Origin of the sequence: Motilimonas eburnea (genome assembly GCF_021295345.1) — a bacterium.
In the GTDB taxonomy this organism is placed as follows: Bacteria; Pseudomonadota; Gammaproteobacteria; order Enterobacterales; family CBDFNC01; genus Motilimonas; species Motilimonas eburnea.
In genome coordinates, this window is record NZ_JAIMJB010000002.1 from 224686 (window position 1) to 246180 (window position 21495).

Below are 21495 nucleotides of genomic sequence, written 5' to 3' on the forward strand. Positions count from 1 at the left end.
GCACTAGTGAATCATACGTGCCATCTTGGCCATTGGATTGCTTATTTTCGTATTATAGTGTTTTTCTTTGGCACGAGAAGTGATGAAGGCGCGGGTGAACTAAGCTGGGAGTGTACTAAGCCGGGTGTCAACTAAGGCGCGAGTGAGACCGCCTTAGTTTAGGTGCTGCTTAGGAGATTATTCGTTAATCAACAGGCTTGCGATGTCGGCAGCTGAATATTCATGTTTGTATTGATTAACCACTAGGTGCACGCTGTGCTCTGTCATGCCTTTAACGGCACTGTCGTAATGCTGTTTCAAGGCTTCAAAGTCTACCTTGTTGTCATCTTTTACTTTTAAACGCACGCGAGTAATACAGTGGTCAATGGCGGTAATGTTTTCTTTGCCGCCCAAAAGTGCGATGGTTTTCGTAATCAGTTCGTTCATGATGAATCCTTGTCTGTCAAAATAAAAATTGTAGCATCATCATTTTATTCAAGTTTTGATGTTTGCCAAGTTTTGTCGGCTTGTGATTTGTGCCTTTACCATGGCTTTTGGATCATGGTGAGGTAAAGGGCTTCGACTTTGCTGCGAGCCCAGGGCGTTTTACGTAAAAATTTTAAGCTGGATTTGATGCTGGGATCATGAGTAAAACAACGAATATTGATGCGTGCGCCTAATTCTTCCCAGCCGTAATAGTCCACCATTTCGGTTAGGAGTTTTTCTAAGGTAATGCCATGAAGTGGGTTGTTTGCTTGTGTTGGCTTTTGGTTATTGGGTTTGGTCATTATCGGCTCACGCTGTGCTTGATTCTGGAAAGTTAAAGGTTTGGCCTGATTCTAGCCAGGTTGGGTATTTTTTCATGGCGGATTTAAATAGCGCGCTGTTGAGTATGTCATTAAGCCATCTGCGCAGTAAAGGATAGGGCGCGTTATCAAACCATTTACTGTCCACCATGGTAAATTGGCGAATAAATGGCGCGATGGCAAGGTCGGCCAAGCTGAGCTGGTCACCTGTTAAATATTGATGTTTGCTTAAATTTGACTCCAGTGCGTCGATAAATTCACAGGCCTTGTCCTGATAGTCCCTTTGACTAAGCTCAGGGTGGCGGTCGGCATATTTGTATTTATCGAGCCAAGGTTTAAAGTCGTGATCATTTTGTTTGATCAGCGCCATGTCAGTGCTTAATTCATTTTTGACTAAAGTGAGGGGATCCGAGCGATGTAATGCCCACAACATAATGTCTAAGCTTTCGTCTATCACTTCACCTGTGCTTAGCTGCAAAACTGGAATAGTGCCCTTAGGTGATATGGCCAGCATTTCTTGGGGTTTATGTTTGAGCACGATTTCGCGCAGTTGAACGACTTGATGGCTTGCGGCGATGGCAAGGCGGGCACGCATGGCATAGGGACAGCGGCGAAACGAATAAAGGATAGGTGTCATGGGTGTATATATGTATTACTTTAACGATTGACCGGCATTTTATCACAAATTGTAGATGGTTGGCTTTGGCATTTATCGGCGAACTAACACCAACCGGTTCGCCATTGCTGAGGTTGCTTTAAGTCACGCCAGTTGATGTCATATTCATTTTGGTTGTAAACCGCTTGGATCACACAGCGCACCACCTTTTGGTCTTCATCGTATTCGACCTCGGTAATGATAAAGTGCTTTTCTTTATTTATGGGGCTGACTTTGGTCCACTTACTGTGGAGTAACTTTTTAGCCGATATTTGATTCATAGTGAGCTGTTCCTGATCTGTGTGTCACAATTCGTGTAATTACGATTAAGCTTGTCATACGGTTCATGGCTTTTTATCTTACCTATCGCATGTCCACATCGGGTGTGACATAATGCGCGGCTATTTTAACATCTAACTTCTTATCTAGTTTGGGAACACTGTGCTTACTACTGCAAATCTAACCATACAATTTGGCTCTAAGCCGCTGTTTGAAAATGTGAACATCAAATTTGGTGAAGGCAATCGCTATGGCTTAATCGGCGCTAATGGGTGTGGTAAATCCACCTTAATGAAAATCTTGGGTGGCGATTTAGAGCCGTCTTCCGGCAGTGTGTCGAAAGACCCAAATGAGCGCATTGGTAAATTAAAGCAAGATCAGTTCGCTTATGAAGAATTTAGTGTGATCAATACGGTGATCATGGGCCACACCGAGCTATGGGCGGTGCAATCTGAGCGAGACGCCATCTACGCAAAAGCTGAAATGACGGACGAAGACGGTATTCGCGCCGGTGATTTAGAAGCCGAATATGCTGAAATGGACGGCTACACCGCTGAGTCGCGTGCGGGGGAGATCTTAATCGGGGTTGGTATTCCCGTTGAGCAGCATTACGGCTTAATGAGTGAGATCCCACCGGGCTTAAAACTGCGTGTACTCTTGGCGCAGGTACTGTTTTCTGATCCGGACATCATGCTACTTGATGAGCCAACCAACAACTTGGACATCAATACTATACGTTGGTTAGAAGGCGTGCTTAAAGAGCGTAACTGCACCATGATCATTATTTCTCACGACCGTCACTTCTTAAACAGCGTGTGTACCCACATGGCGGATTTAGATTACGGCGAAGTGCGTCTTTATCACGGTAACTATGATGAGTACATGACCGCGGCGACGCAAGCAAGGGAGCGTTTGTTGGCCGATAACGCCAAGAAGAAAGCGCAAATTGCTGAGCTTAAAACCTTTGTAAGCCGTTTCTCGGCTAACGCTTCAAAGTCGAAGCAAGCGACGTCTCGTGCTAAACAAATTGATAAGATTCAGCTTGATGAGGTTAAGCCATCAAGCCGCCAAAGCCCTTTTATTCGCTTTGATCAAGAGAAAAAATTGCACCGTCAAGCGCTCGAAGTGACTGGCTTAGGCCATGGTTTTGATGCGCCATTATTTGCCGGCTTAGATTTAATGGTTGAAGTGGGTGAGCGCATTGCCATTATCGGTCCTAACGGGATAGGTAAAACCACGCTTCTAAAATGTTTAGTGGGTGATTTAACGCCAAATGCGGGCGAGATCAAATGGTCTGAAAACGCGCAAATTGGCTATTATGCGCAAGATCATAGCCATGATTTTAGTGAAGACTTGCCCTTACTTGACTGGATCGGCCAGTGGTCGCAGCCCGGTGATGATGAACAAACCCTACGCGGTATTTTGGGTCGTATGCTGTTTTCGCAAGATGACATTAAGAAAACCGTACAGGTATTATCGGGCGGTGAGCAAGGGCGCATGCTGTTTGGTAAGTTGATCATGCAAAAGCCCAATATTTTGGTTATGGATGAGCCAACCAACCACATGGACATGGAAACCATTGAGTCGCTGAACTTAGCCCTTGAAAACTACGCGGGCACGCTGCTGTTTGTTTCTCACGATCGTGAGTTTGTATCGTCACTTGCTACGCGCATCATTGAGTTAACGCCCAATGGCATTGTCGATTTCCAAGGGAGCTATGATGATTATCTACGTAGCCAAGGCGAAGCATAGCTCGTTCCTAATTTGATCTCCATTTTTACCAAGGCCCGATACTGTCGGGCTTTGTTGTTTTTGCTTAGCAAAATGTAGGCTAAGCCAACGGAAAATATTAAACACAATAATGATATGAGCAATGATCCAATGACAAATTCAATTACCGGCTCCATTTCGATCACCGGCACCATTAGCAAAATGCGCACCGAGCTACTCGATGATCAGGCGCAGTATTATCTTCCTTTAAGCTCAAAAGAGGGAGTAAAGGAAATTCATCTAAACCCCCTCATTGGCCAGCCGATTCGCTTTAGCCATACGGGCAATATCTACTGTGATGCTTGTGCGAAGAAAACCAAAAAGAGTTACTCCCAAGGCCATTGTTTTGTCTGTATGAAAAAGCTGGCGCGCTGTGATATGTGCATCATGAAGCCGGAAACTTGCCATTTTGACCAAGGAACATGTCGCGAGCCTCAATGGGCCGAGCAATTTTGTATGACAGATCATTTTGTCTATTTGGCCAATACCTCTGGGTTAAAAGTGGGCATTACTCGCCATAGCCAAATTCCTACTCGTTGGATAGATCAAGGTGCAACTCAAGCCATGGCCATTTTACGAGTGAAAAATCGTTTATTATCGGGTCTTGTCGAGGTTGAGCTGGCCAAGCTTGTTGCCGATAAAACCAATTGGCGCGCTTTGCTAAAAGGCGATGCACCGGATATGGATTTACGGGCCAAGGCCGAGCAGTTATTACCGCAAATAGAGCAGCAGTTGGCTCATCTAACCGATCAATTTGGCGAAGATGCCATCACGGCGGTGGATTTACCCCTGCAAAGCATCCAGTACCCGGTTGAGCAGTACCCGTCTAAAATAACCAGCTTTAATTTGGATAAGTCGCCCGACGTGAGCGGTACGTTAATGGGTATTAAAGGCCAGTATTTGCTGTTAGATACGGGGGTCATTAACCTACGTAAATACACTAGCTATGAGATTTCTTGGTCAGCCCAAGATCAATAAAATATCTGCTGTTTTTTATTTCTAAACATATCCGACTATTTTAGCCCAGTTATACTAGTCGGATATCCTGTCTGTTTTGCGTCAGTTCAAATTTTTTTAATTCACTTCTGTATAACTATTGCTCAAAAAATCCTTCTTGGTTAAATACACTGCTGCAAGCTCAATATATAAAACTAACAGCTGCTATGTGGCGGTTTACCATGTTATTACTTTGTTGTGATGTGGTAACAACCCTGTATAGCCATAAGGGTACAAAATGACTCAATCAAACTCACTGTTTGCCAAGCTGGCAAATGGCAGCCTAGTGCTGCAAATCGTTATAGGGATAATAGCCGGTGTGGCGATTGCCAGTATTTCTAAAGACGCGGCACTGCAACTGGCGTTTTTAGGTGACTTATTTGTTGGCGCGTTAAAGGCCATCGCGCCGATTTTGGTGTTTGTGCTGGTGGCCGCCTCCATTGCCAACCAAAAGCGAAATGCCCACACCAGCATGAAGCCGATTATTATGCTGTATCTAATTGGCACATTAGCAGCCTCACTGACGGCAGTGCTATTTAGTTTTGCTTTCCCGACCACACTGGTATTAGCAACTGGGGTAGAGGGCACAAATCCTCCTCAAGGCATCGGCGAGGTACTCAACACGCTGCTATTTAAGGTAGTGGATAACCCCGTCAACGCGCTATTAACAGGTAACTACATTGGTATTTTGGCTTGGGGTGTGGGCTTGGGGATTGCCTTGCATCACGCGACCTCTGCGACTAAACAAGTCTTTTTAGATGTGAGCCACGGTGTGTCTACTATAGTGCGCTTTATTATTCGCCTTGCTCCGATCGGTATATTCGGTTTAGTGGCAGGGACGTTTGCGACAACGGGATTTGCCGCCATTGCCGGTTATATCCAACTGCTTGGCGTGTTACTTGGCGCGATGTTATTTATCGCCTTGGTGGTTAACCCCTTGATCGTCTATGTGAAAATCAAGCGTAATCCGTATCCTTTGGTGTTGCAGTGTTTGCGTGAAAGTGGGGTGACGGCATTTTTCACGCGTTCAAGTGCGGCTAATATCCCTGTGAATATGGCTTTATGTGAGCGTTTAAAGCTACACGAAGATACTTACTCTGTGTCGATCCCGCTGGGCGCGACGGTCAACATGGGTGGCGCGGCAATTACGATCACTGTGCTTACCTTGGCTGCCGTTAATACCTTGGGCATTGAAGTTGATTTTCTGACCGCTTTGCTACTTAGTGTGTTAGCCGCGGTGTCGGCGTGTGGTGCTTCGGGTGTTGCGGGTGGCTCGCTGCTGCTTATTCCATTAGCCTGTAGCTTATTTGGCATCAATAATGATGTGGCCATGCAAGTGGTGGCCGTGGGCTTTATCATCGGTGTGGTGCAAGACTCGGCTGAAACCGCCTTAAACAGTTCAACCGACGTGGTGTTTACTGCCGCGGCCTGTGAAGCGGATGACAAAACCCCAAGCTAACTTTGCTTTCAATATGGGTCGGGGCCGCTGCGGCGGCCCTGTTTATTTTCCTGCCTCCCGTTTAACCTCTCTATCTCTAAATGTTTGCTCCCTGTTTCTTCCGGCTTTTTTTTGTGGTGTTATTGCGCGGTGGCTGCAGGTAAAATAACTTTCAAGCGAAAACAATCATTTATTTAGGTATTTCATGGCGACTCATTCTTGCTCTATCACTTCTCAACGCGTCTTAACGGTTGTAGTGGGCTCTCGTAATCCGGTTAAGGTGGCGGCGGCCCGCGGCGCTATTTCACGACTTTTTCCTGACCACAAGATCGAGTGTCAAGGAGTCGATGCGCCTTCTGGCGTACCAGAGCAACCCATGACGGATGAAGAGACCCGACTGGGTGCCATTAATCGTTGTCAATATTGCATCGATCATTATCAAGGTGATTTCTTTGTGGCGATTGAGGGCGGTGTGGATCAGTTTGTTGATGGCCCAGCTACCTTTGCTTATGTGGTGATCAGCAATGGTCGCCAGCAAGGGGTGGGTCGCAGTTGCCAATTACCCCTGCCCATGCGTATTTATCAAGCGTTAACCCAAGGTGAAGAATTAGGTGATGTGATGGACCGCTTGTTTAACACCACCAATATCAAGCAAAAAGGGGGGGCGATTGGGTTATTAACTCAGCATCAAGCTTCACGTGCAGGGGTTTATGAACAGGCTTGCATTCTTGCCATGGCGCCCATTTTGCATTCTAAGCTCTATCAATCCCACAACGAATAAATTTGGTTTAAGTGACTGGCTTAATCGGATGTTGAGCCGGTATCTTGCGGTGCTAATGTCGCTTGAGAAAATACCGCCACCTGATCCCGCCCCGCGTCTTTGGCCTGATATAAGGCTTGATCGGCTTGTGATATTAAGGTGTTAATTGTTTTGTTTTTGTCGTACGTGGCAATCCCGGCGCTCACTGTGATGGGGGCCGGAAAGGGGGAGCGCTGGCTTGCATATTTGATGACGTCAATCAGCTTTTGCATTATCTTGGTTGCCCCAGTTAAATCGACACGCTCTAAGATCAACAGAAACTCTTCGCCGCCCCAGCGTCCAACAAAATCCACCGCGCGAATGTGCTGCTGGATCAAATGCGCAAGCTGCTGTAACACAATATCGCCGGTTTGATGGCCGTATTCATCGTTGATGGTTTTAAAAAAGTCGATGTCTACCATGGCGATGGCAAATGGCGTGAAGTGGTCTGGACTGGGGTTGTTTGGGTGCGTTTCCCGCTTAATTAAGTGATATACGTGCTGCAGACGTTGATTGATGGCATAGCGGTTACCTATGCCGGTCAATGCATCGGTGCAAGCCTGCTGCTTTATTCTCTCGCGCTCGGATAAATCATCAACCACCACGATGCTGTGCTTACTGCTGTTGACTTCATAGGTGGCAATGGAGATATCAACGGGAAATTGTTCGCCACTCCTTTTTTGGGCGGTAAAGGTTTGACTGCGATCCGCCATCGGTTTGATCCGCTCAGAGCGTTGAAATTCGCGTCGCAGCCGTGTGTGTTTTTGTTTTATCTCATTGGGCACCAAGTCATCAATATTAATATGGCCTATTTCCGTTTCGTTAAATTCGAACAGTTGCATGGCGCTGGTATTGGCTTGGGTGATGTTGCCGGTTTCATCGGCTGCGATAATGGCGCTAGGGGCACAGGTAAAGATGATGTTTTTTTCAACTAATGCAATACGCAGCTTTTTATAGCTGTGAAAGATGTAACCTATGGTCAGCAGGCTGACGACAAATAAAATATTTACCACAATCAATAGCCGATAGGTGATTGCCTGATAGTCTTGCCCCGTTTGCTTTAGTAAGGCTAATGGGTGCTGTTGGTGGCTATTGAGTATTTCTTTAATGGCTACCACGGCCAAGGTATCATCCACTTTCACCCTTGCATCAATTTCTTGTGTGCTGGCGCCTTGGACTATCATCTTGCGTAGAACAGGAATATTTTGGCGATACTGGTTAATCACGGTTTGTATGGCCAGAACTTGTTTTGCATGCTCGGGTGACAGGGCGAGATATTGGTCTAAGGTTTGAATACTTTGTTTTACTTGTGATTCTGCATTATCAAGATAGTGAATATCGCGCCGGATAACGGCATTTTTAAAGTTATGAATAAACCCGCCATAGCCGGTGATGTAGATGGCCTGATTGAGGTAGTTGGCTTTATCTATCTCAAGCTCGGTGAAGGCTTCAAGGTGGCTTTGTGCCCCATGCACGCGCATAAACGCACCGTAAAGCAATGTCATGAGGACAATAAAGATGCCTAAGGTGATCATGACCACTTTTAACTTGGGAATATCTGTCGACACGGTTTTGACCATGCGGTACCAATCAATTGCTCAATTTATTATCAATTGTAGCCACAAAGGTCTGTTGCTGCTTAACTTTGCTCTTTTTTCCATCATTTCTTTCATCTTAGTGATGGATTGAGTTTACCTCTCGTTTGAGCTATTAATCATCTAACTTAGCAAAGGCAAGGCTGGCGCTAGTCTATTGAGGGAGCCATGATGGCTTGCTGTTGGTATTGACGCAATAACGGCAAAAAATCTTGGATAGGCCTATCTAAACAGTTACTGCTGAGGTAAATGTGGTAGCCCAGTAATTGATTTAATAACCGGATCCGATGACCTAACATCCCATTGAGACCGCGGTAGCGAGTTTTATCTGGGGCGACGTAATCACGAACATCAAACAGGTGATCGCTGGCGCAACTGGGGCAATCACTATGATGACGCATGGCAAGAATGAGCAAGGCCCGCTGCTCGACGATAAAGTGGCTGCATAAACGGGGTGAAATACTCTCTAACAGCGCTTCTGGCCGCTTCAGCTTGATGCCGAGATAGGCAAGCTGTTGCGGCGGATAGCCTAAGGTAGGAATATCCACCCGCTGGATATCTTGCCATGGAATGGAAAAGCAGCCTTTGCTATGAAAATAGGTTAATCCGTTTTCGTCGAGTTTTATGCTGATTTGTGGCTCCACTATCTTGGCAATGCCCAGCATCATGCTGATGAAGGCGACCAATAATAAAAGCAATAGGCTAAGGCTGTATTGCGGCCAGCTTAGCATGGCCGATAACAGCAGCATAATTGCTATCGCACTGCCATAGGTTAACGTGTAGGCATTGCGTTTGGTGCCGGGTCTGATCGCTACGCTGTCGATGTGACTATCCTCATCCTCGTTGCGTGTTGGTTTGCCCTAACGGATAACACAAACTAAACACAACGCCTTGGTCCACGTTTTGGGCCCTGCAAGTGCCCTGATGATGCTTTTGAATGATGCTCACTATATACAAGCCTAGACCCAGGTGACTTTTACCTTGATTGGGCCCCGTATCCTGTGGCAATGCCTTGTTTTGCTGCGCGCGCATTGAAACCAAGGAGTCAAAAATTGTTAACTCATGTTGCTGCGGCAAGGCATCGCCTTGGTTATATACGTCTATTTGCCAGTTTAGTTCATTTTTGCACAGGGTTAAGGTTAAGGTGATGGGCGTGGTTGCCTTGGCAAAATCAATGGCGTTATCGATCACTTTATCCAAGGCTTGCACCAACAATTCAGGGTATATCCAAGCTTCAAATTCTGGGCCTAGCTGATTTATAAACTCGATGGGATGATCGGGCCAAGTTTGTTGATAGGCTTGGCTGAGCTCTTTCAGTAACTCGGGCACGTTCACTAACTGATAGTCGAAATCATGCAAACTTTGCTCTAGGCGTTTCGCTTCGCTCATGGCGGTAATAATTTGACTTAGGCGGTGGCAGCCATCACTGGCTCGGGTAATAAAGGGCGTTTGCTCAGTATTGTTTTGCTGCAAGTGGCTTAAATTATCCAGTGATGAACGGATCACGGCAAGCGGTGTGCGCAGCTCATGGGATAATTTGCTGGCTAGGCTACTCAGGTAATCGGTTTGCTGTTGTTTTAGGGTTAATAATTGATTGAAGTTGCGCGCCAATTCCCCTAATTCATCTTGGCTTTTTATTAAGGGTAATTCGCCGCTGTAGTTGGCGTCTTGTTGCATTTGAGTTGCGGCGCTGGCGCTTAAGCGGTTTACCCGCCAAGTTAACCAGGTCGCGTAGCTTAATAGGCCTAACACGAGGATGATAAATGCAATTAAACTGATAAAGAGTAATCGGTTAAAGCTGCTTCCGGCCAAGCGGATCAATACTTCACCACCTTGGGTTGCGATCAGATAATACTGACTATGCTGATCCAGCTTGATCGGCTCAACCATCAGTAAGTGGCTACGATATCCTTGTTTAAACCAAGTCGGCTGTTTAAATTGGCTAACAAATTCTGGGTAGACCAACTGATTACGTTCAAATATTTCACGCCACTGGGGCAGGGCGTCGTTTTGCTGAAGCCAAGCGTAAATTTTTTCCATTAACCAAAAGCCGGGAATATCGCGATTGACACGGGGGCCGTTAACTTGGCTGAGTAACCAACCTTGCTGATCAACCAGTGAAAGTTGGATCCCTTGTTGGATCAACGGTGTCAGTAAGCGGGTGATCTCATCATCTTGACGCAAGACCGGTCGAAATCCGCCTAAGGTGCCCAGACTGGATCTGAGTTGGTTGGTGACACTGTCCTCGACATCGGCCAAAGGATGGGCCTGATTGGCCTTGCTAAAGGTGCGTTCGAAGCGTTGCCAGTCAAGGCTGAGGCCCCGATTAAAATCAGACAATGGCAGTTTTAGTTCGATACTTGCCCCCCAAGCTGTGGTGCGCCAATAGCCTTTTGCACGATGGTGACTGACGTTAGGGCTGTCGCTAGCATCGATGATAAATTGGCCGTCTCCGGCGACGTGTATGTCATACACGGTGGTCGCGTTGTGGTCACTTAATCCTTTAAGTTGTAACTGTTGCCATTCGTTGGCTCCTGGCAGATTAAAGGCGGACTTATCTGTGATTAACTGGATCTTAAGGAACAAGTCATCGCCTTGATATTGCGCCGCTAACGACATATTCGCGTTCATAAACGGCCAATTTAGCTCAGGTGCGATGGGCTGTTGCCAGTCATTATCATAGCCATCTAGCTGCACTTGGTCTTTAGCTTTAACTGCATAGACCGCATCGCCAAAGGTATTGGGATGACGTTGGTTGAGCATACTGGGCTGTTGCTTTAGCACTAATGCCGCACTATTGAGGGAATTGGCGAGCATTTGCTCTTGGCTGGTGGCCAATACTTGGGTGATTTCTTTGATACTTTGGCAGCCTGCCCAAGGTAGCCCCAGCATCACAATGGATATCAGCAATAGCTGGGTTTTTAGTTTCACTGAGCGCTCCAACGATAGCCCATGCCATATGCCGTGCGTATATGATCAAAGTCAGCATCGATGTGTTTGAATTTTCGACGGATGCGCTTGATATGCGTGGTAATGGTATTATCATCTTGCACCACATTGGCGGCGTCCATCAGCTGTTGGCGAGATTTCACCTGGCCTGGGTACTTCGCTAATGCGTGCACTATCCAGAATTCGGTGAGGGTCAATTCAACGGCTTGTTGATGCCAAGTAATGGTCATGGTGAGGTTGTTTATTTCCATCTCACCGCGTGTCAAGACGTCGTTATCTTGGTTGCCTCGTTGCTCAAGAGCATCAACCCGCCTGAGTAAGGCTTTTACTCTGGCCACCATTTGGGTCAAGCTAATATCCTTGGTTAAATAGTCATCGGCGCCCAGGCGCAATCCCGATACTTCATCCAGTTCACTGTCACGGGCCGTTAAAAAGATGATGGGTAAGGTTGCCGATTGCTCACGCAATTGCCGACATAAGTCAAAGCCCCCTTCATATTCGTCAGCCAATCCCACATCAATAATGGCTAAGTCAGGTAAACCGCGTTCACCAAAGTAGCTAAGAGCTTGGCTGCGAGTGGCAAACACATTGACGATAAACCCTAAGCGTTGAAAAGAAGCTTGATAATTAGCGGCGATCGTTGGTTCGTCTTCGACTAATGCAATAATACGTTGCATGGCGGTCCTTGATTGTTTGCGCTGATAATGAAGAATAAATAAGGCTCTATTTTGCCACAGTTTTTTTGTGCTTTGTCAGTAAGATCACGATATTTACTCCGTGTAGGCCTAGGATCTGTTGTCACGGTCTATTATTTAATAGACTGCTGGCTTTTGCTAGATCAAGTCTTTACTCGCAAGGTTCGTTTAACGAAGGTGATTTATGCGTACTTATAACCTCCTTATTCTTTTGTGTTGCCTTTGGCTAGGGTTGCCGATGGCGCATGCTAAGCAAACCATTATGGTTTGGGATCAGCTGTTAAGCCACCCCAATGAGATCGTTCCCAAGTTATTGATTAAAGCACTGGATGTGACTAAGCCAGAATACGGGGATTATGAACTCGTTCCTTCAGAGCCTATGGAGCAGGGGCGAGTGATCCGCTTTTTAGCGCAAAGCCCGCACATTGATGTTGCTGTGTTTGGCCCCAATAAATTTCGTGAAACCGTGGCTATTCCGGTGCGATTTCCTGTTACGGGCACCTTGCTAAGCTATCGTGTTTGCCTGATCCAACAGGGTAAACAATCCTTGTTTAATGGCATTGCCAACCTCAATCAACTCGTCGAATCAAAATTGGTGATCGGGCAACATCAAGATTGGCCCGATACCTCCATCATGGAGGCCAATGGCTTAACCTTATGGAAAAGCACCAAATACGCGATCTTATTTGACCAGCTCAGTGTGGGGCGGTTCGATTGTTTCTCGCGGGGCGCGAATGAAATCGTGCAAGAGTTTGCCAGTCATCCCGATAAGGGCTTAGCCATCGAAGACAACATGATGATTTATTATCCTTTTCCACTGTTTTATTTTGTTAATAAGGCAAAACCTGAGCTTGCTAAACGCATTGAGTTGGGGCTGAACCGTGTTTATCAATCGGGTGAATATCACCAGATGTTTAAGGAGCAATTTGGGGCGTCGTTGGCGCAGTTGCATTTGGCCGAGCGTAATGCCATTGAATTAACTAACCCACAACTCACCCCCGAAACCGAGCAAGCCATGCTTAAGTTTAAACAACAATTCGATGCGCTTATCAAATCGGTGGATACCGTTAAATAATCATTAAAAACAACGCTTTTTTCAAGCGTGGAGTCATATATGGAATTTGAACAAATGTTAAAGATCTTAGCCAGTCATGACGGCTCGGATCTTTACCTTTCTACTGGGGCGCCCGCCTGCGGTAAATTTCAAGGGGTTTTAAAACCCATCGATAAAACCCGTTTTGAGCCGGGGCAAATACAAGCCATCGCGGATTCCATCATGGACAGCGAACAACGGTTAATCTTTGAGCAAGAGCTGGAAATGAACTTGGCGTTGTCGGTTCACGGTGTTGGTCGCTTTCGGGTAAATATTTTCAAGCAGCGCAATGAAATCTCTATTGTGGCGCGTAATATCAAGATGGATATTCCCAAGTTCGAAGATCTTAAGTTGCCTGAAGTATTAAAAGAGGTGATCTTAACGAAAACGGGCTTGGTGTTATTTGTTGGCGGTACCGGCTCGGGTAAATCCACCTCGCTCGCGGCACTCATCGATCATCGTAACTCGACCCAGGGCGGGCACATTATTACCATCGAAGACCCTATCGAATACGTGCATCAACATAAGAAGAGTATTATTAACCAACGCGAGGTAGGGGTTGATACGCGCAGTTTTCATGCTGCATTAAAAAATACCTTGCGCCAAGCTCCCGATGTGATCCTGATTGGTGAGATCCGAGATCGTGAAACCATGGAGCACGCGCTCGCCTTTGCAGAAACAGGCCACTTAGCGATTTCGACCTTGCATGCCAATAACGCCAACCAAGCCCTTGACCGCATCATCAACTTTTTCCCTGAAGAGCGCCGCCCCCAATTATTGAATGACTTAGGTAACAACTTGCGTGCTTTTGTATCGCAGCGCTTGGTGCCAACGGTCGATGGTAAACGCTGTGCGGCCGTTGAGGTGATGTTAGGCAGTCCGACGGTTCGCGATATGGTGCAACGTGGGGATTTTGGCTTACTCAAAGAGGTAATGGAAAAGTCCAAAGAATTGGGCATGAAAACATTCGATATGGCGCTGTTTGATTTGACCCTAGAAGGTCGCATCAGCGAAGAAGAAGCCATCAAGTTCTCTGATTCGCCTAATAACTTGCGTCTGCGCTTTAAATTGCATCATAAAGGTCAAGGTGAAGAAGAGGTTGCCCAAGAGGATGATAAGACGATGAAAACCTCGTCTGGTTTATCGTTAAGCCTTGAGCCCATGGACGATCCCGACGAGCCTGAATAAGACGATGGATACCACTGCGCCCGCTATTTTGCCGGGCGCAGTTTTGCTAGCCACTACACGGGATTACCACATTAAATCATCAGGAATTTCGTAACCTGCGTAAGGATCTTCTTCTTCAATTTCTGCTTGTGTCGCGGCGCTTTTCTCATGGAGTAATACGACGGCGTCGCTATCAATCGTGTTAAGGCGCTGGGCCACTTGATCAAGTACCACGTAAAAACGTTCGTCGAAGGTGACCACGGCTAACAAACCTTTCACTAGATCTTGTTGGATTTTTGCCGTTACCCACAAGGACTTTATCACCTTGTCATAGGTAAACTTGTATTCCACTTCGCCTTCTATCTCTTTAACCGCATTGCGCAGGATAATTTGTTTAACGCGCTCTTGGTGCTCTTTTTCGGCCGTGGCGGCTTTGCGCGCTTCATTGAGGGCTTCGTCTTTTTGTTTTTGTGCGGCGGCGGCTTGCTCTAGCTCGAGCTGAAGTTCGGTTTTTTCAACGGTGCCTTTTTTCTTTTTCTGTTTTTGCTTTTTACGTTTTTCAGACTGTGCACTGCGGGCGGCTTGCTTTGATACCAACCCAGACTTAAGTAATTGATCGGCTAATGATGACATAACAATAACATTCCAATGTGACTCGTACTGACTCCATTTTACCTAGTTTAGCCAAAAACGCGACAGCAAATCAGTTGGCCATTGAGGTGTTCCTAATTCTGTGGGTGCTGCTGTCATGTAGCGATACTTCGATAAACAACTTAGGCTAAGGGCTTTGGCGATTTGGTTATTTAGCAGCGAATTTTAGGGACATCGGACCAGCGAGTCGTATAGTGCGGCGATAAAAATGCGCGTCGCATTGCCCATGGCTTGCTGATCCCTTCGCCGGCAAGTTGCATCACCTGACCAAAACGTTGATTGATTTGATCCATACAGCGCATTAAAGCGGGATGACTGGGCTCGGTACAAAATAGATCTAATTGTTGCTGCTGCTCGTCGACTAATTCCAGCAGGCCAACCCCGACGCGATAATAGGCCACGTTGGGTTTAAATAAGGCTCCTAACTGCGCCGTTAGCGCGTTGGCGATGGTGGTGCTGTCATTCGTGCCTTGGCTAAAACGATGAAAAACCTTAAACGACATGGGATTTGCATCAAACGGTGAATTGGCGGCAAACGCCATCATGTAATGGCATAAGCTGCCTTGCTGGCGTGCTTTTTTGGCTGCGATGGCGCCGTGCTGTACTAAGGCTTGATTTAAACTCGTGCTATCCGTTACCCGTTCACCAAAACTGCGCGTGGAAAATATTTGCTGCTTATTAGCGCGAACGTGATCCCAACTTTTTACCGCTTCGCCGTTGAGTTCGCGCACCGTTCTGGCCAGCTCTATGTTGACCTGAGCCTTGGCGAACTCAGGCTTCATACTGGCTAAATCCAGTGCATTATTGATATGTAGCAGGGGTAACTTTTTGGCTAAGCGACGGCCAATGCCCCAGACATCATCCAGCTTCATTTGCCCTAAAATAGCTTGGCGCTGTTGCTCACTGTGGAGCACGCAGACGCCTTGATAGCCGGCGACTTTCTTTGCGGCATGATTGGCCGCCTTGGCCAGCGTCAGGGTATTGGCAATGCCCACACTCACAGGCAACCTAAGCTGAGTCCAGATGCAACGCCTGATAGCGTGACCTAATTGGGCCTGGTTGGGCCACAGGCTTGTCATGCCAGATAAATCGAGAAATACTTCATCGATGCTATACACATGCATATTGCTGCAAAACTGCGCTAAGGTTTGACTAAATCGCGCCGATAAATCCGCATAGAGCTCATAATTGCTTGAGCGCACCGCCACCTGATGACGCTGACACAGCTCTTTGACCTTAAAGTATGGAGCAAAGCGGGGGATGTTTAGGGCTTTAGCACGACTGTTCATGGCGCAAACACAGCCATCGTTATTGGTTAATACGATCACAGGTCGGCGTCGCAATGACAGGTCAAACACGGCTTCAGCCGCTGCGTAAAAACCATTAATGTCAACTAAGGCATACATATGGCTTACTCCAGCAGTAAATGGCTTGGCTTATGTAATCGAACAGAGCGGGTGACCACGCCTTCAATGGAAAACTCATCATGTTCACTAATGGTGACAGGCAGTTCATCATCATTGCCTGAGAGCAACATACGCTTGTTTAGGTCTATGATTTTACAAACAAAGTTACTATTATAATTAGCCACAATGACATCAAGGTGGCCATAACGATAAGCGCGATCAACAATTAAAATGTCATTATCCATGATGCCGACATTACGCATGCTGTCACCACAGGCTCGGCCAATAAAGGTGGCATTGGGGTGCTCAATGAGTAGTTCATCTAAACTTAGTTTTTGCTCGGTATAGGTGGCTGCTGGAGATTCAAACCCGGTGATCCCGCAGGCCACTTTGATCGGGATTATTCGCATTGATATGTAACCTGTATAAATATACAGTAAATAGTAGCAGTGTTATGAAACAGAGACAATCTCTGTTTTACACCTCATCCTCGTATGCTTTGTCGTACTAAGACGAGCAGCTAACGAGTGCAGGAAAACGCCCAAGTAAGTGCCTGAGAAAAAATGAGAAATAGCACGACAAAGTTATGCCATCATGCTTATTGTGAGGGAGAATAATATTCCATTTGGCCAAGAATTAAGACGATAGGGCAACGACCCCATTTGGATAATAAAAAGAGAAGGTTAGGCAAAGCTAGAGCGCCTTGCTAGAATAGTGGCGCGCCTCATTATCAATTTAACGCGGTATTTAGCAATGACCATCACCATCGTAAATGTGCCCGGTTACACCAACGCAGGGCCGCAGCACTGGCAAACCTACATCGAAAAAAAATTTAAACATACCGTTCGCGTACAGCAGCAAGATTGGTTGTCTCCCGTGCGCCAAACTTGGATTGATGGGTTAGAACAAACCTTAAGCCAAGTCTCGGGCAAGGTGGTGCTAGTGGGGCACAGCTGCGGTGCCAACACCATAGTGCAGTGGGCGCAGCAACATAACAATGCCAACGTCATCGGGGCTTTATTAGTGGCCCCTGCTGATATCGACAGTGCCAGCGCCGTTAAAGCCATTCAAGTGCAGCGGCCACAAGCCATACAAGCGTTATGGTTTCCTTCCATCTTGGCTTACAGTGACAACGACGCTCATGCGCGCCCTGAAGTCAGTGAACATTTTGCTCAATGTTGGGGCAGTGAACTGGCCTTTTTTAAAGGTGCTGATCATTTTCATACCGAAGCCGGCTTTGGCGATTGGCCTGCCGGAGATGCATTAATCGAACAACTGGCAGGGCAAGCATTAGCACGTAAAACAGCGTGATAAGCTTAAGCTCAAGTTAAAACAGCTTATGCAAGGCTTGGCGTAAGCCCTCGATTTGGATCGGCTTAGTTAAAAAATCATCAAACAGGGCTTTTTCATCATTGCGACAAAACACATCGGCGGTGAGGGCGACAATCTTACTGGGAAGTTGGGCTTGCTTTAATTGCTTGGTCGCTTCAAGGCCGCTGATGCCGGGCAAATTAATGTCCATTAAGATCAAATCATAACGATTTTGCTGCGCCTGAACTAAGCTCGCCTCACCTGTGTCGACCGTGTCATGACTAACATTAAGTTGGTCGAGCAAGGCTTCCAGCACCAATTGGTTAACCTTGTTATCTTCAACTATCAGCACCTTAAGATCGCTCGGTAACACACCTTGGTGGGCCACCGCAGGTGAAACCGTTGGGCTAGCGACCAAGTCGATAGGCAAACAAACCCGAAAAGTTGAGCCTTGACCTAATCGGCTGCTTAGCGTGATCTGTCCGCCCATTAATTCAACCAAACCTTTGGTGATGGACAGGCCTAACCCCGTGCCTTCTTGAGCCGATTTTTGTTTACCGACTTGCACATACTTATTAAATAGAGAAGCTTGGTCAGCCTCGCTAATGCCCACCCCTTGGTCCTTTATTTCAATCTCTAACTCATTGTTATAAATTGAATAGTTAACAAATATCTGGCGATTTTCTGGGGTGAATTTAATGGCGTTATTGAGCAGGTTGGTAAAAATTTGTGACAACTTAGTGGCGTCAATCAAAGCCAGGGTAGGGGCCGTTAAGCGGCTAGTTGAAATAATCTGCACCCCTTTTTGTTTCGCTTTTACACTCAATAAGGCGATGTTTTTATCCATGACTTCAGCAAGATCCGTTGACTGTGGCTCAAGCTCCATATTGCCCGACTCAATTTTACCTAAGTCCAGTACCGAATTAATGATGCCCAGCAAGCGTTCACCGCTAAAGGCTATCTGCTGGATATACTCTTTAGCTTGTTGATCAACATCGCATAAGGATTTCTGATGCAACAACAAGTCCGATAGCCCAATAATGGCATTGAGCGGGGTGCGGATCTCATGGGAAACATTAGAGAGAAACTGGGTTTTAAAGCTATTGGCCAAGGCGAGCTTTTTATTTTGGATACGCAGCTCTAACTGAGAAATGACCTCACGGGCGAGGATAATTAACGCGCTACGCTGCTGTTTAGTAAGGACTTTGGGTTTTTCACTAATGACGCACAGGGTTCCTATGTTATGGCCAGACGGTGTTTTCAATGGCATGCCCGCATAAAAGCGAATATCGGGTGCACCTGTAACCAAGGGATTATCAAAGAACCGTTCATCTTCCGATGCGTTGGGGATCTCAAACAACTCATCTTGCAAAATCGCATGGGAACAAAAGGCGATTTCACGACTGGTTTGCTGAGCATCTAAGCCAAATTTAGATTTAAACCATTGCCGGTCGGGATCAACCAAGCTAATCAAACAAATGGGCGTTTCACAAATCTGCGATGCCAGCTCGGTTAAATCATCAAACACGCGCTCAGCTTCGGTATCAAGCACATCATATTGATACAAGGCTTGCAATCGTTCTAATTCATTATCGGGTAACTTGGCTGATTTCATAATGTTATTGATAAAAAAGACATAAACTGAGTGTAGTTGAGATAGTCAAAGTCGTAAAAGTAATAGCAAGAAACGGTAAAACGAGACGCAGTGAGTCTCTGAGGAAAACCATCGAGAAGCGTACTCGACTCTCGGCCTGTGTTAGGGCTTGGCTTTAAAGATGCATTAGGGGGACTACTGACTAACCATGAATGTGAGCGAAGGTTTATGGTGAAATTGCTGATCGTAGGCTAGCTGCCCGTTTTTTTCTATCCAGAACACCCGTAATCTTGGGTTGTTTTTAGGGTATATGTAACCAGATAAACTTTCGTCAAAGCCCCACTTACAAAAACTAAGATTGAAGTCATCGGGATTGATGCCGCTAGTCCGCTGATGTAATAGTTTAAACTCATTACCGAGACGACGGCACTTTGTTTTCATTAATGTTGGTGAGTAGGTACGATCGTAATTGTTAAAATCAACACGCTTGTAAACAGTACCTATGACGCCGAGATAATGGGCTGAAATGCCGACAAAAATAGTCATAATCAGCACCACCAAAAAAAGCAAACCTAAGACTTTAAGAATAATTTTCAACGAGTAACCTAAATCCAGTTAATGTTACTGTTTGACCTTCGTTTGGGGGATGGTTACCCCCTATACGTTATCAAGACCAGAGCTAATGCTTTAAAGATGGTTTTCAATGGCTCACCATATATTTAGTATCAAAGGGTTACTGTACCGCCAAGGCGTAAATGAGACAATAGTGAGCGTTGGATAACGCGTGAGCAAGCACAAAACCTGTTACTACAAAACCACGCAGGTGATCGATAAGCCAGCCATATCCGGCAGATATAACCCTAATGCGAGGATGACTCTGCTCACATGTAGCGCCTAGGTAGCTGATTAGATATCGCCACATGGGAAGTTAAAGAAAAAGTGGAAATAGCCCCAAGGCACAAAGCGCATAATCGCGTGCTACGTGAAATCTCAATGAGTTATCTGGGTAATGCAATGCCGCCTAGATTTCACGTAGGAGCCAGTATCAAGCATAGATAAGAGTAACGGTTAGCACACAACAGTAGATTAGCCAACACCGACAAATCTCACAAAACCCGCAAATCTCAAATTGAATGATGTTTAACACAAAACAGCCGCTACCGACCCTGAACAGATTAGCTATTTAACATAATATACATAATGCGCAGTTAATGTAGTGACCATTCGGCGTTCTAGGTTGAGTGTGTTACTATGTTTTGGGTTAATTAATGAGGGTTATACCAATATGGGTGCAAGGCTCCAAATCGGTGCGATGAGTATTTTACTTCTTTTTTCTTGCTTGTATGAGCTATTCTTGGTGCGGGATCATTTTGATATTTTGACCTTTACTATCTTGCTCCAGTCTCTGAAGCAGATTGATACTTTCTATCCCATCACGATGTCTCTGCTCTTGGTAATCGCATGTATTAAGTTTGCTCGGTATTTAGTTGGTATAGGAAAGAAAAATAACAGAACTGATCATATGGCACGATATATCACGATCCGAAAATTAGTATCTGATTTACAGGATATTCAGCTGAAATGCCGCGTTGGTTCCACGAGCAATCCGATTCAAATCTCTTACCAGACAGCTTATATTGCAAAGAAAATGTATCCAGAGACACTCTTCGGGGCAAAGTCAACGGAAAAACCAGTTAAACCCGATATGACTTTTTTAAATTGCCAACAAATACTAACTACATTGGAAAATTATTACTGGCTAGTAGTCATGCTCAAGGAACGTTTTTCTAATTTTACCTATGGATATGATGAGAAAGAAGAATTACTTCAAACTTGGCAATTAATGTCTAATCACTTTTTTAGTTTAAAAACGATTCTTATTACTTCTTATTGGTTTAAGAAGACCACAAGGATTGAATACGAATTAACTTGTTATGGACTGGCATTTACAACATTAAAGGAAATGGAAGAAATGCTCGATTTGCATCACCAAGTGTATCGCCCCTTGTTAAGCATGGCCGATCAGGGTGAAACAGTAAGAGAACTGGAAAAATACATTGATGATATAAAAAACATACATCAGGAAGAAAAAAATAAAATTGATAGAGTTTTACACCATGACAAGTATTGTGAAAGTTTAAAAGGAAGAGAACAAATTGTAGCGGTCCTATGAGAAATATCGCTTAGGTTACCTTTATGGAAGGCATAAATTTCACGTAGCAATGCGAAAAAATAGAGATCACACTTTTATGCTGTAATGACGTCTGTCTGTATGATTAGTAGTCATTTTTGTGTCGTATTAATCGTTTTTA

The 21495-nt window shown here is 45.6% G+C and carries 20 protein-coding genes and 1 pseudogene; 8 read left to right on the top strand and 13 right to left on the bottom strand.

Annotated features, from left to right (window positions below; all coding sequences use genetic code 11):
• Positions 1–177: 177 nt before the first annotated feature.
• The 4 genes and pseudogenes from K6Y21_RS03015 to K6Y21_RS03030 form a co-directional block, all read right to left on the bottom strand.
• Positions 178–426, bottom strand: coding sequence for a PTS transporter subunit EIIB (locus K6Y21_RS03015; RefSeq protein WP_233070199.1), 249 nt, complete (start codon positions 424–426; stop codon positions 178–180).
• Between the two features lie 101 nt (positions 427–527).
• Positions 528–767 (bottom strand): annotated as a pseudogene (locus K6Y21_RS03020) (VF530 family protein); the annotation flags it as partial.
• Positions 768–774: 7 nt separating this feature from the next.
• Positions 775–1422, bottom strand: a complete 648-nt coding sequence (locus K6Y21_RS03025) for a glutathione S-transferase (protein WP_233070200.1) — start codon at positions 1420–1422, stop codon at positions 775–777.
• Between the two features lie 83 nt (positions 1423–1505).
• Entirely contained in the window at positions 1506–1721 is a 216-nt protein-coding gene (locus K6Y21_RS03030) for a TIGR02450 family Trp-rich protein (RefSeq protein ID WP_233070201.1), read from the bottom strand.
• Positions 1722–1881: 160 nt separating this feature from the next.
• Here K6Y21_RS03030 and K6Y21_RS03035 point away from each other — a divergent pair, with 160 nt between their 5' ends.
• From K6Y21_RS03035 to yjjX, 4 genes are all read left to right on the top strand, one after another.
• Positions 1882–3471, top strand: a complete 1590-nt coding sequence (locus tag K6Y21_RS03035; protein ID WP_233070202.1) for an ABC-F family ATPase — start codon at positions 1882–1884, stop codon at positions 3469–3471.
• Between the two features lie 129 nt (positions 3472–3600).
• Positions 3601–4467, top strand: coding sequence for a DUF2797 domain-containing protein (locus K6Y21_RS03040; RefSeq protein ID WP_233070203.1), 867 nt, complete (start codon positions 3601–3603; stop codon positions 4465–4467).
• Positions 4468–4723: 256 nt separating this feature from the next.
• Complete coding sequence (gene sstT, locus K6Y21_RS03045; protein ID WP_233070204.1) at positions 4724–5944, top strand: serine/threonine transporter SstT; 1221 nt, start codon at positions 4724–4726, stop codon at positions 5942–5944.
• 184 nt (positions 5945–6128) lie between these two features.
• Positions 6129–6704, top strand: a complete 576-nt coding sequence (gene yjjX / locus K6Y21_RS03050) for an inosine/xanthosine triphosphatase (RefSeq protein WP_233070205.1) — start codon at positions 6129–6131, stop codon at positions 6702–6704.
• A 20-nt stretch (positions 6705–6724) separates the two neighbouring features.
• On the opposite strand, the gene K6Y21_RS03055 is transcribed toward yjjX, so the two are convergent.
• The 4 genes from K6Y21_RS03055 to pdsR all read right to left on the bottom strand — a co-directional run bounded on the left by K6Y21_RS03055 (position 6725) and on the right by pdsR (position 11943).
• Complete coding sequence (locus tag K6Y21_RS03055; protein ID WP_233070206.1) at positions 6725–8302, bottom strand: sensor domain-containing diguanylate cyclase; 1578 nt, start codon at positions 8300–8302, stop codon at positions 6725–6727.
• 164 nt (positions 8303–8466) lie between these two features.
• Positions 8467–9066, bottom strand: a complete 600-nt coding sequence (locus K6Y21_RS03060) for a DUF2982 domain-containing protein (RefSeq protein ID WP_233070207.1) — start codon at positions 9064–9066, stop codon at positions 8467–8469.
• A gap of 85 nt (positions 9067–9151) precedes the next feature.
• Complete coding sequence (locus K6Y21_RS21360; protein ID WP_233070209.1) at positions 9152–11248, bottom strand: ATP-binding protein; 2097 nt, start codon at positions 11246–11248, stop codon at positions 9152–9154.
• A complete protein-coding gene (gene pdsR / locus K6Y21_RS03070; RefSeq protein WP_233070211.1) occupies positions 11245–11943 on the bottom strand; it encodes a proteobacterial dedicated sortase system response regulator in 699 nt (232 codons plus the stop codon). Before pdsR ends, K6Y21_RS21360 begins: the two co-directional genes overlap by 4 nt.
• A gap of 256 nt (positions 11944–12199) precedes the next feature.
• Between pdsR and K6Y21_RS03075 the strand changes: the two genes are divergently transcribed.
• Positions 12200–13036 carry a transporter substrate-binding domain-containing protein gene (locus K6Y21_RS03075; RefSeq protein ID WP_233070212.1) on the top strand — a complete coding sequence of 279 codons (837 nt, stop codon included), beginning with the start codon at positions 12200–12202 and terminating at the stop codon, positions 13034–13036.
• A 39-nt stretch (positions 13037–13075) separates the two neighbouring features.
• Positions 13076–14242 (top strand): PilT/PilU family type 4a pilus ATPase, encoded by a 1167-nt coding sequence (locus K6Y21_RS03080; RefSeq protein ID WP_233070215.1) that lies wholly within the window; start codon positions 13076–13078, stop codon positions 14240–14242.
• Positions 14243–14305: 63 nt separating this feature from the next.
• Here K6Y21_RS03080 and K6Y21_RS03085 read toward each other — a convergent pair whose 3' ends face one another.
• The 3 genes from K6Y21_RS03085 to K6Y21_RS03095 form a co-directional block, all read right to left on the bottom strand.
• On the bottom strand, positions 14306–14854 hold the full coding sequence (locus tag K6Y21_RS03085; protein WP_233070216.1) for a DUF2058 domain-containing protein: 549 nt from the start codon (positions 14852–14854) through the stop codon (positions 14306–14308).
• Between the two features lie 170 nt (positions 14855–15024).
• Positions 15025–16278 carry a Y-family DNA polymerase gene (locus tag K6Y21_RS03090; protein ID WP_233070217.1) on the bottom strand — a complete coding sequence of 418 codons (1254 nt, stop codon included), beginning with the start codon at positions 16276–16278 and terminating at the stop codon, positions 15025–15027.
• Positions 16279–16283: 5 nt separating this feature from the next.
• Positions 16284–16688 (bottom strand): S24 family peptidase, encoded by a 405-nt coding sequence (locus K6Y21_RS03095; RefSeq protein ID WP_233070218.1) that lies wholly within the window; start codon positions 16686–16688, stop codon positions 16284–16286.
• Between the two features lie 343 nt (positions 16689–17031).
• Here K6Y21_RS03095 and K6Y21_RS03100 point away from each other — a divergent pair, with 343 nt between their 5' ends.
• The gene (locus tag K6Y21_RS03100; protein ID WP_233070219.1) at positions 17032–17589 is read left to right on the top strand and encodes an RBBP9/YdeN family alpha/beta hydrolase; all 558 of its coding nucleotides are present in this window, start codon (positions 17032–17034) and stop codon (positions 17587–17589) included.
• Positions 17590–17605: 16 nt separating this feature from the next.
• On the opposite strand, the gene K6Y21_RS03105 is transcribed toward K6Y21_RS03100, so the two are convergent.
• Positions 17606–19204 carry a GAF domain-containing hybrid sensor histidine kinase/response regulator gene (locus K6Y21_RS03105; protein ID WP_233070221.1) on the bottom strand — a complete coding sequence of 533 codons (1599 nt, stop codon included), beginning with the start codon at positions 19202–19204 and terminating at the stop codon, positions 17606–17608.
• A gap of 174 nt (positions 19205–19378) precedes the next feature.
• Complete coding sequence (locus K6Y21_RS03110; RefSeq protein ID WP_233070223.1) at positions 19379–19780, bottom strand: hypothetical protein; 402 nt, start codon at positions 19778–19780, stop codon at positions 19379–19381.
• Positions 19781–20468: 688 nt separating this feature from the next.
• On the opposite strand from K6Y21_RS03110, the gene K6Y21_RS03115 reads away from it, so the two are divergent.
• Positions 20469–21356, top strand: coding sequence for a hypothetical protein (locus tag K6Y21_RS03115; RefSeq protein ID WP_233070224.1), 888 nt, complete (start codon positions 20469–20471; stop codon positions 21354–21356).
• The last annotated feature ends 139 nt before the right edge of the window (positions 21357–21495 follow it).

Coding starts and splice junctions, on each gene's coding strand:
- yjjX (WP_233070205.1), top strand. CDS start 6,129: ATGGCGACTCATTCTTGCTCTATCACTTCTCAACGCGTCTTAACGGTT.
- K6Y21_RS03030 (WP_233070201.1), bottom strand. CDS start 1,721: ATGAATCAAATATCGGCTAAAAAGTTACTCCACAGTAAGTGGACCAAA.
- K6Y21_RS03025 (WP_233070200.1), bottom strand. CDS start 1,422: ATGACACCTATCCTTTATTCGTTTCGCCGCTGTCCCTATGCCATGCGT.
- K6Y21_RS03015 (WP_233070199.1), bottom strand. CDS start 426: ATGAACGAACTGATTACGAAAACCATCGCACTTTTGGGCGGCAAAGAA.
- K6Y21_RS03115 (WP_233070224.1), top strand. CDS start 20,469: ATGGGTGCAAGGCTCCAAATCGGTGCGATGAGTATTTTACTTCTTTTT.
- K6Y21_RS03075 (WP_233070212.1), top strand. CDS start 12,200: ATGGCGCATGCTAAGCAAACCATTATGGTTTGGGATCAGCTGTTAAGC.
- K6Y21_RS03090 (WP_233070217.1), bottom strand. CDS start 16,278: ATGTATGCCTTAGTTGACATTAATGGTTTTTACGCAGCGGCTGAAGCC.
- sstT (WP_233070204.1), top strand. CDS start 4,724: ATGACTCAATCAAACTCACTGTTTGCCAAGCTGGCAAATGGCAGCCTA.
- K6Y21_RS03085 (WP_233070216.1), bottom strand. CDS start 14,854: ATGTCATCATTAGCCGATCAATTACTTAAGTCTGGGTTGGTATCAAAG.
- K6Y21_RS03055 (WP_233070206.1), bottom strand. CDS start 8,302: ATGGTCAAAACCGTGTCGACAGATATTCCCAAGTTAAAAGTGGTCATG.
- K6Y21_RS03095 (WP_233070218.1), bottom strand. CDS start 16,688: ATGCGAATAATCCCGATCAAAGTGGCCTGCGGGATCACCGGGTTTGAA.
- pdsR (WP_233070211.1), bottom strand. CDS start 11,943: ATGCAACGTATTATTGCATTAGTCGAAGACGAACCAACGATCGCCGCT.
- K6Y21_RS03080 (WP_233070215.1), top strand. CDS start 13,076: ATGGAATTTGAACAAATGTTAAAGATCTTAGCCAGTCATGACGGCTCG.
- K6Y21_RS03100 (WP_233070219.1), top strand. CDS start 17,032: ATGACCATCACCATCGTAAATGTGCCCGGTTACACCAACGCAGGGCCG.
- K6Y21_RS03060 (WP_233070207.1), bottom strand. CDS start 9,066: ATGCTGCTGTTATCGGCCATGCTAAGCTGGCCGCAATACAGCCTTAGC.
- K6Y21_RS03040 (WP_233070203.1), top strand. CDS start 3,601: ATGACAAATTCAATTACCGGCTCCATTTCGATCACCGGCACCATTAGC.
- K6Y21_RS03105 (WP_233070221.1), bottom strand. CDS start 19,204: ATGAAATCAGCCAAGTTACCCGATAATGAATTAGAACGATTGCAAGCC.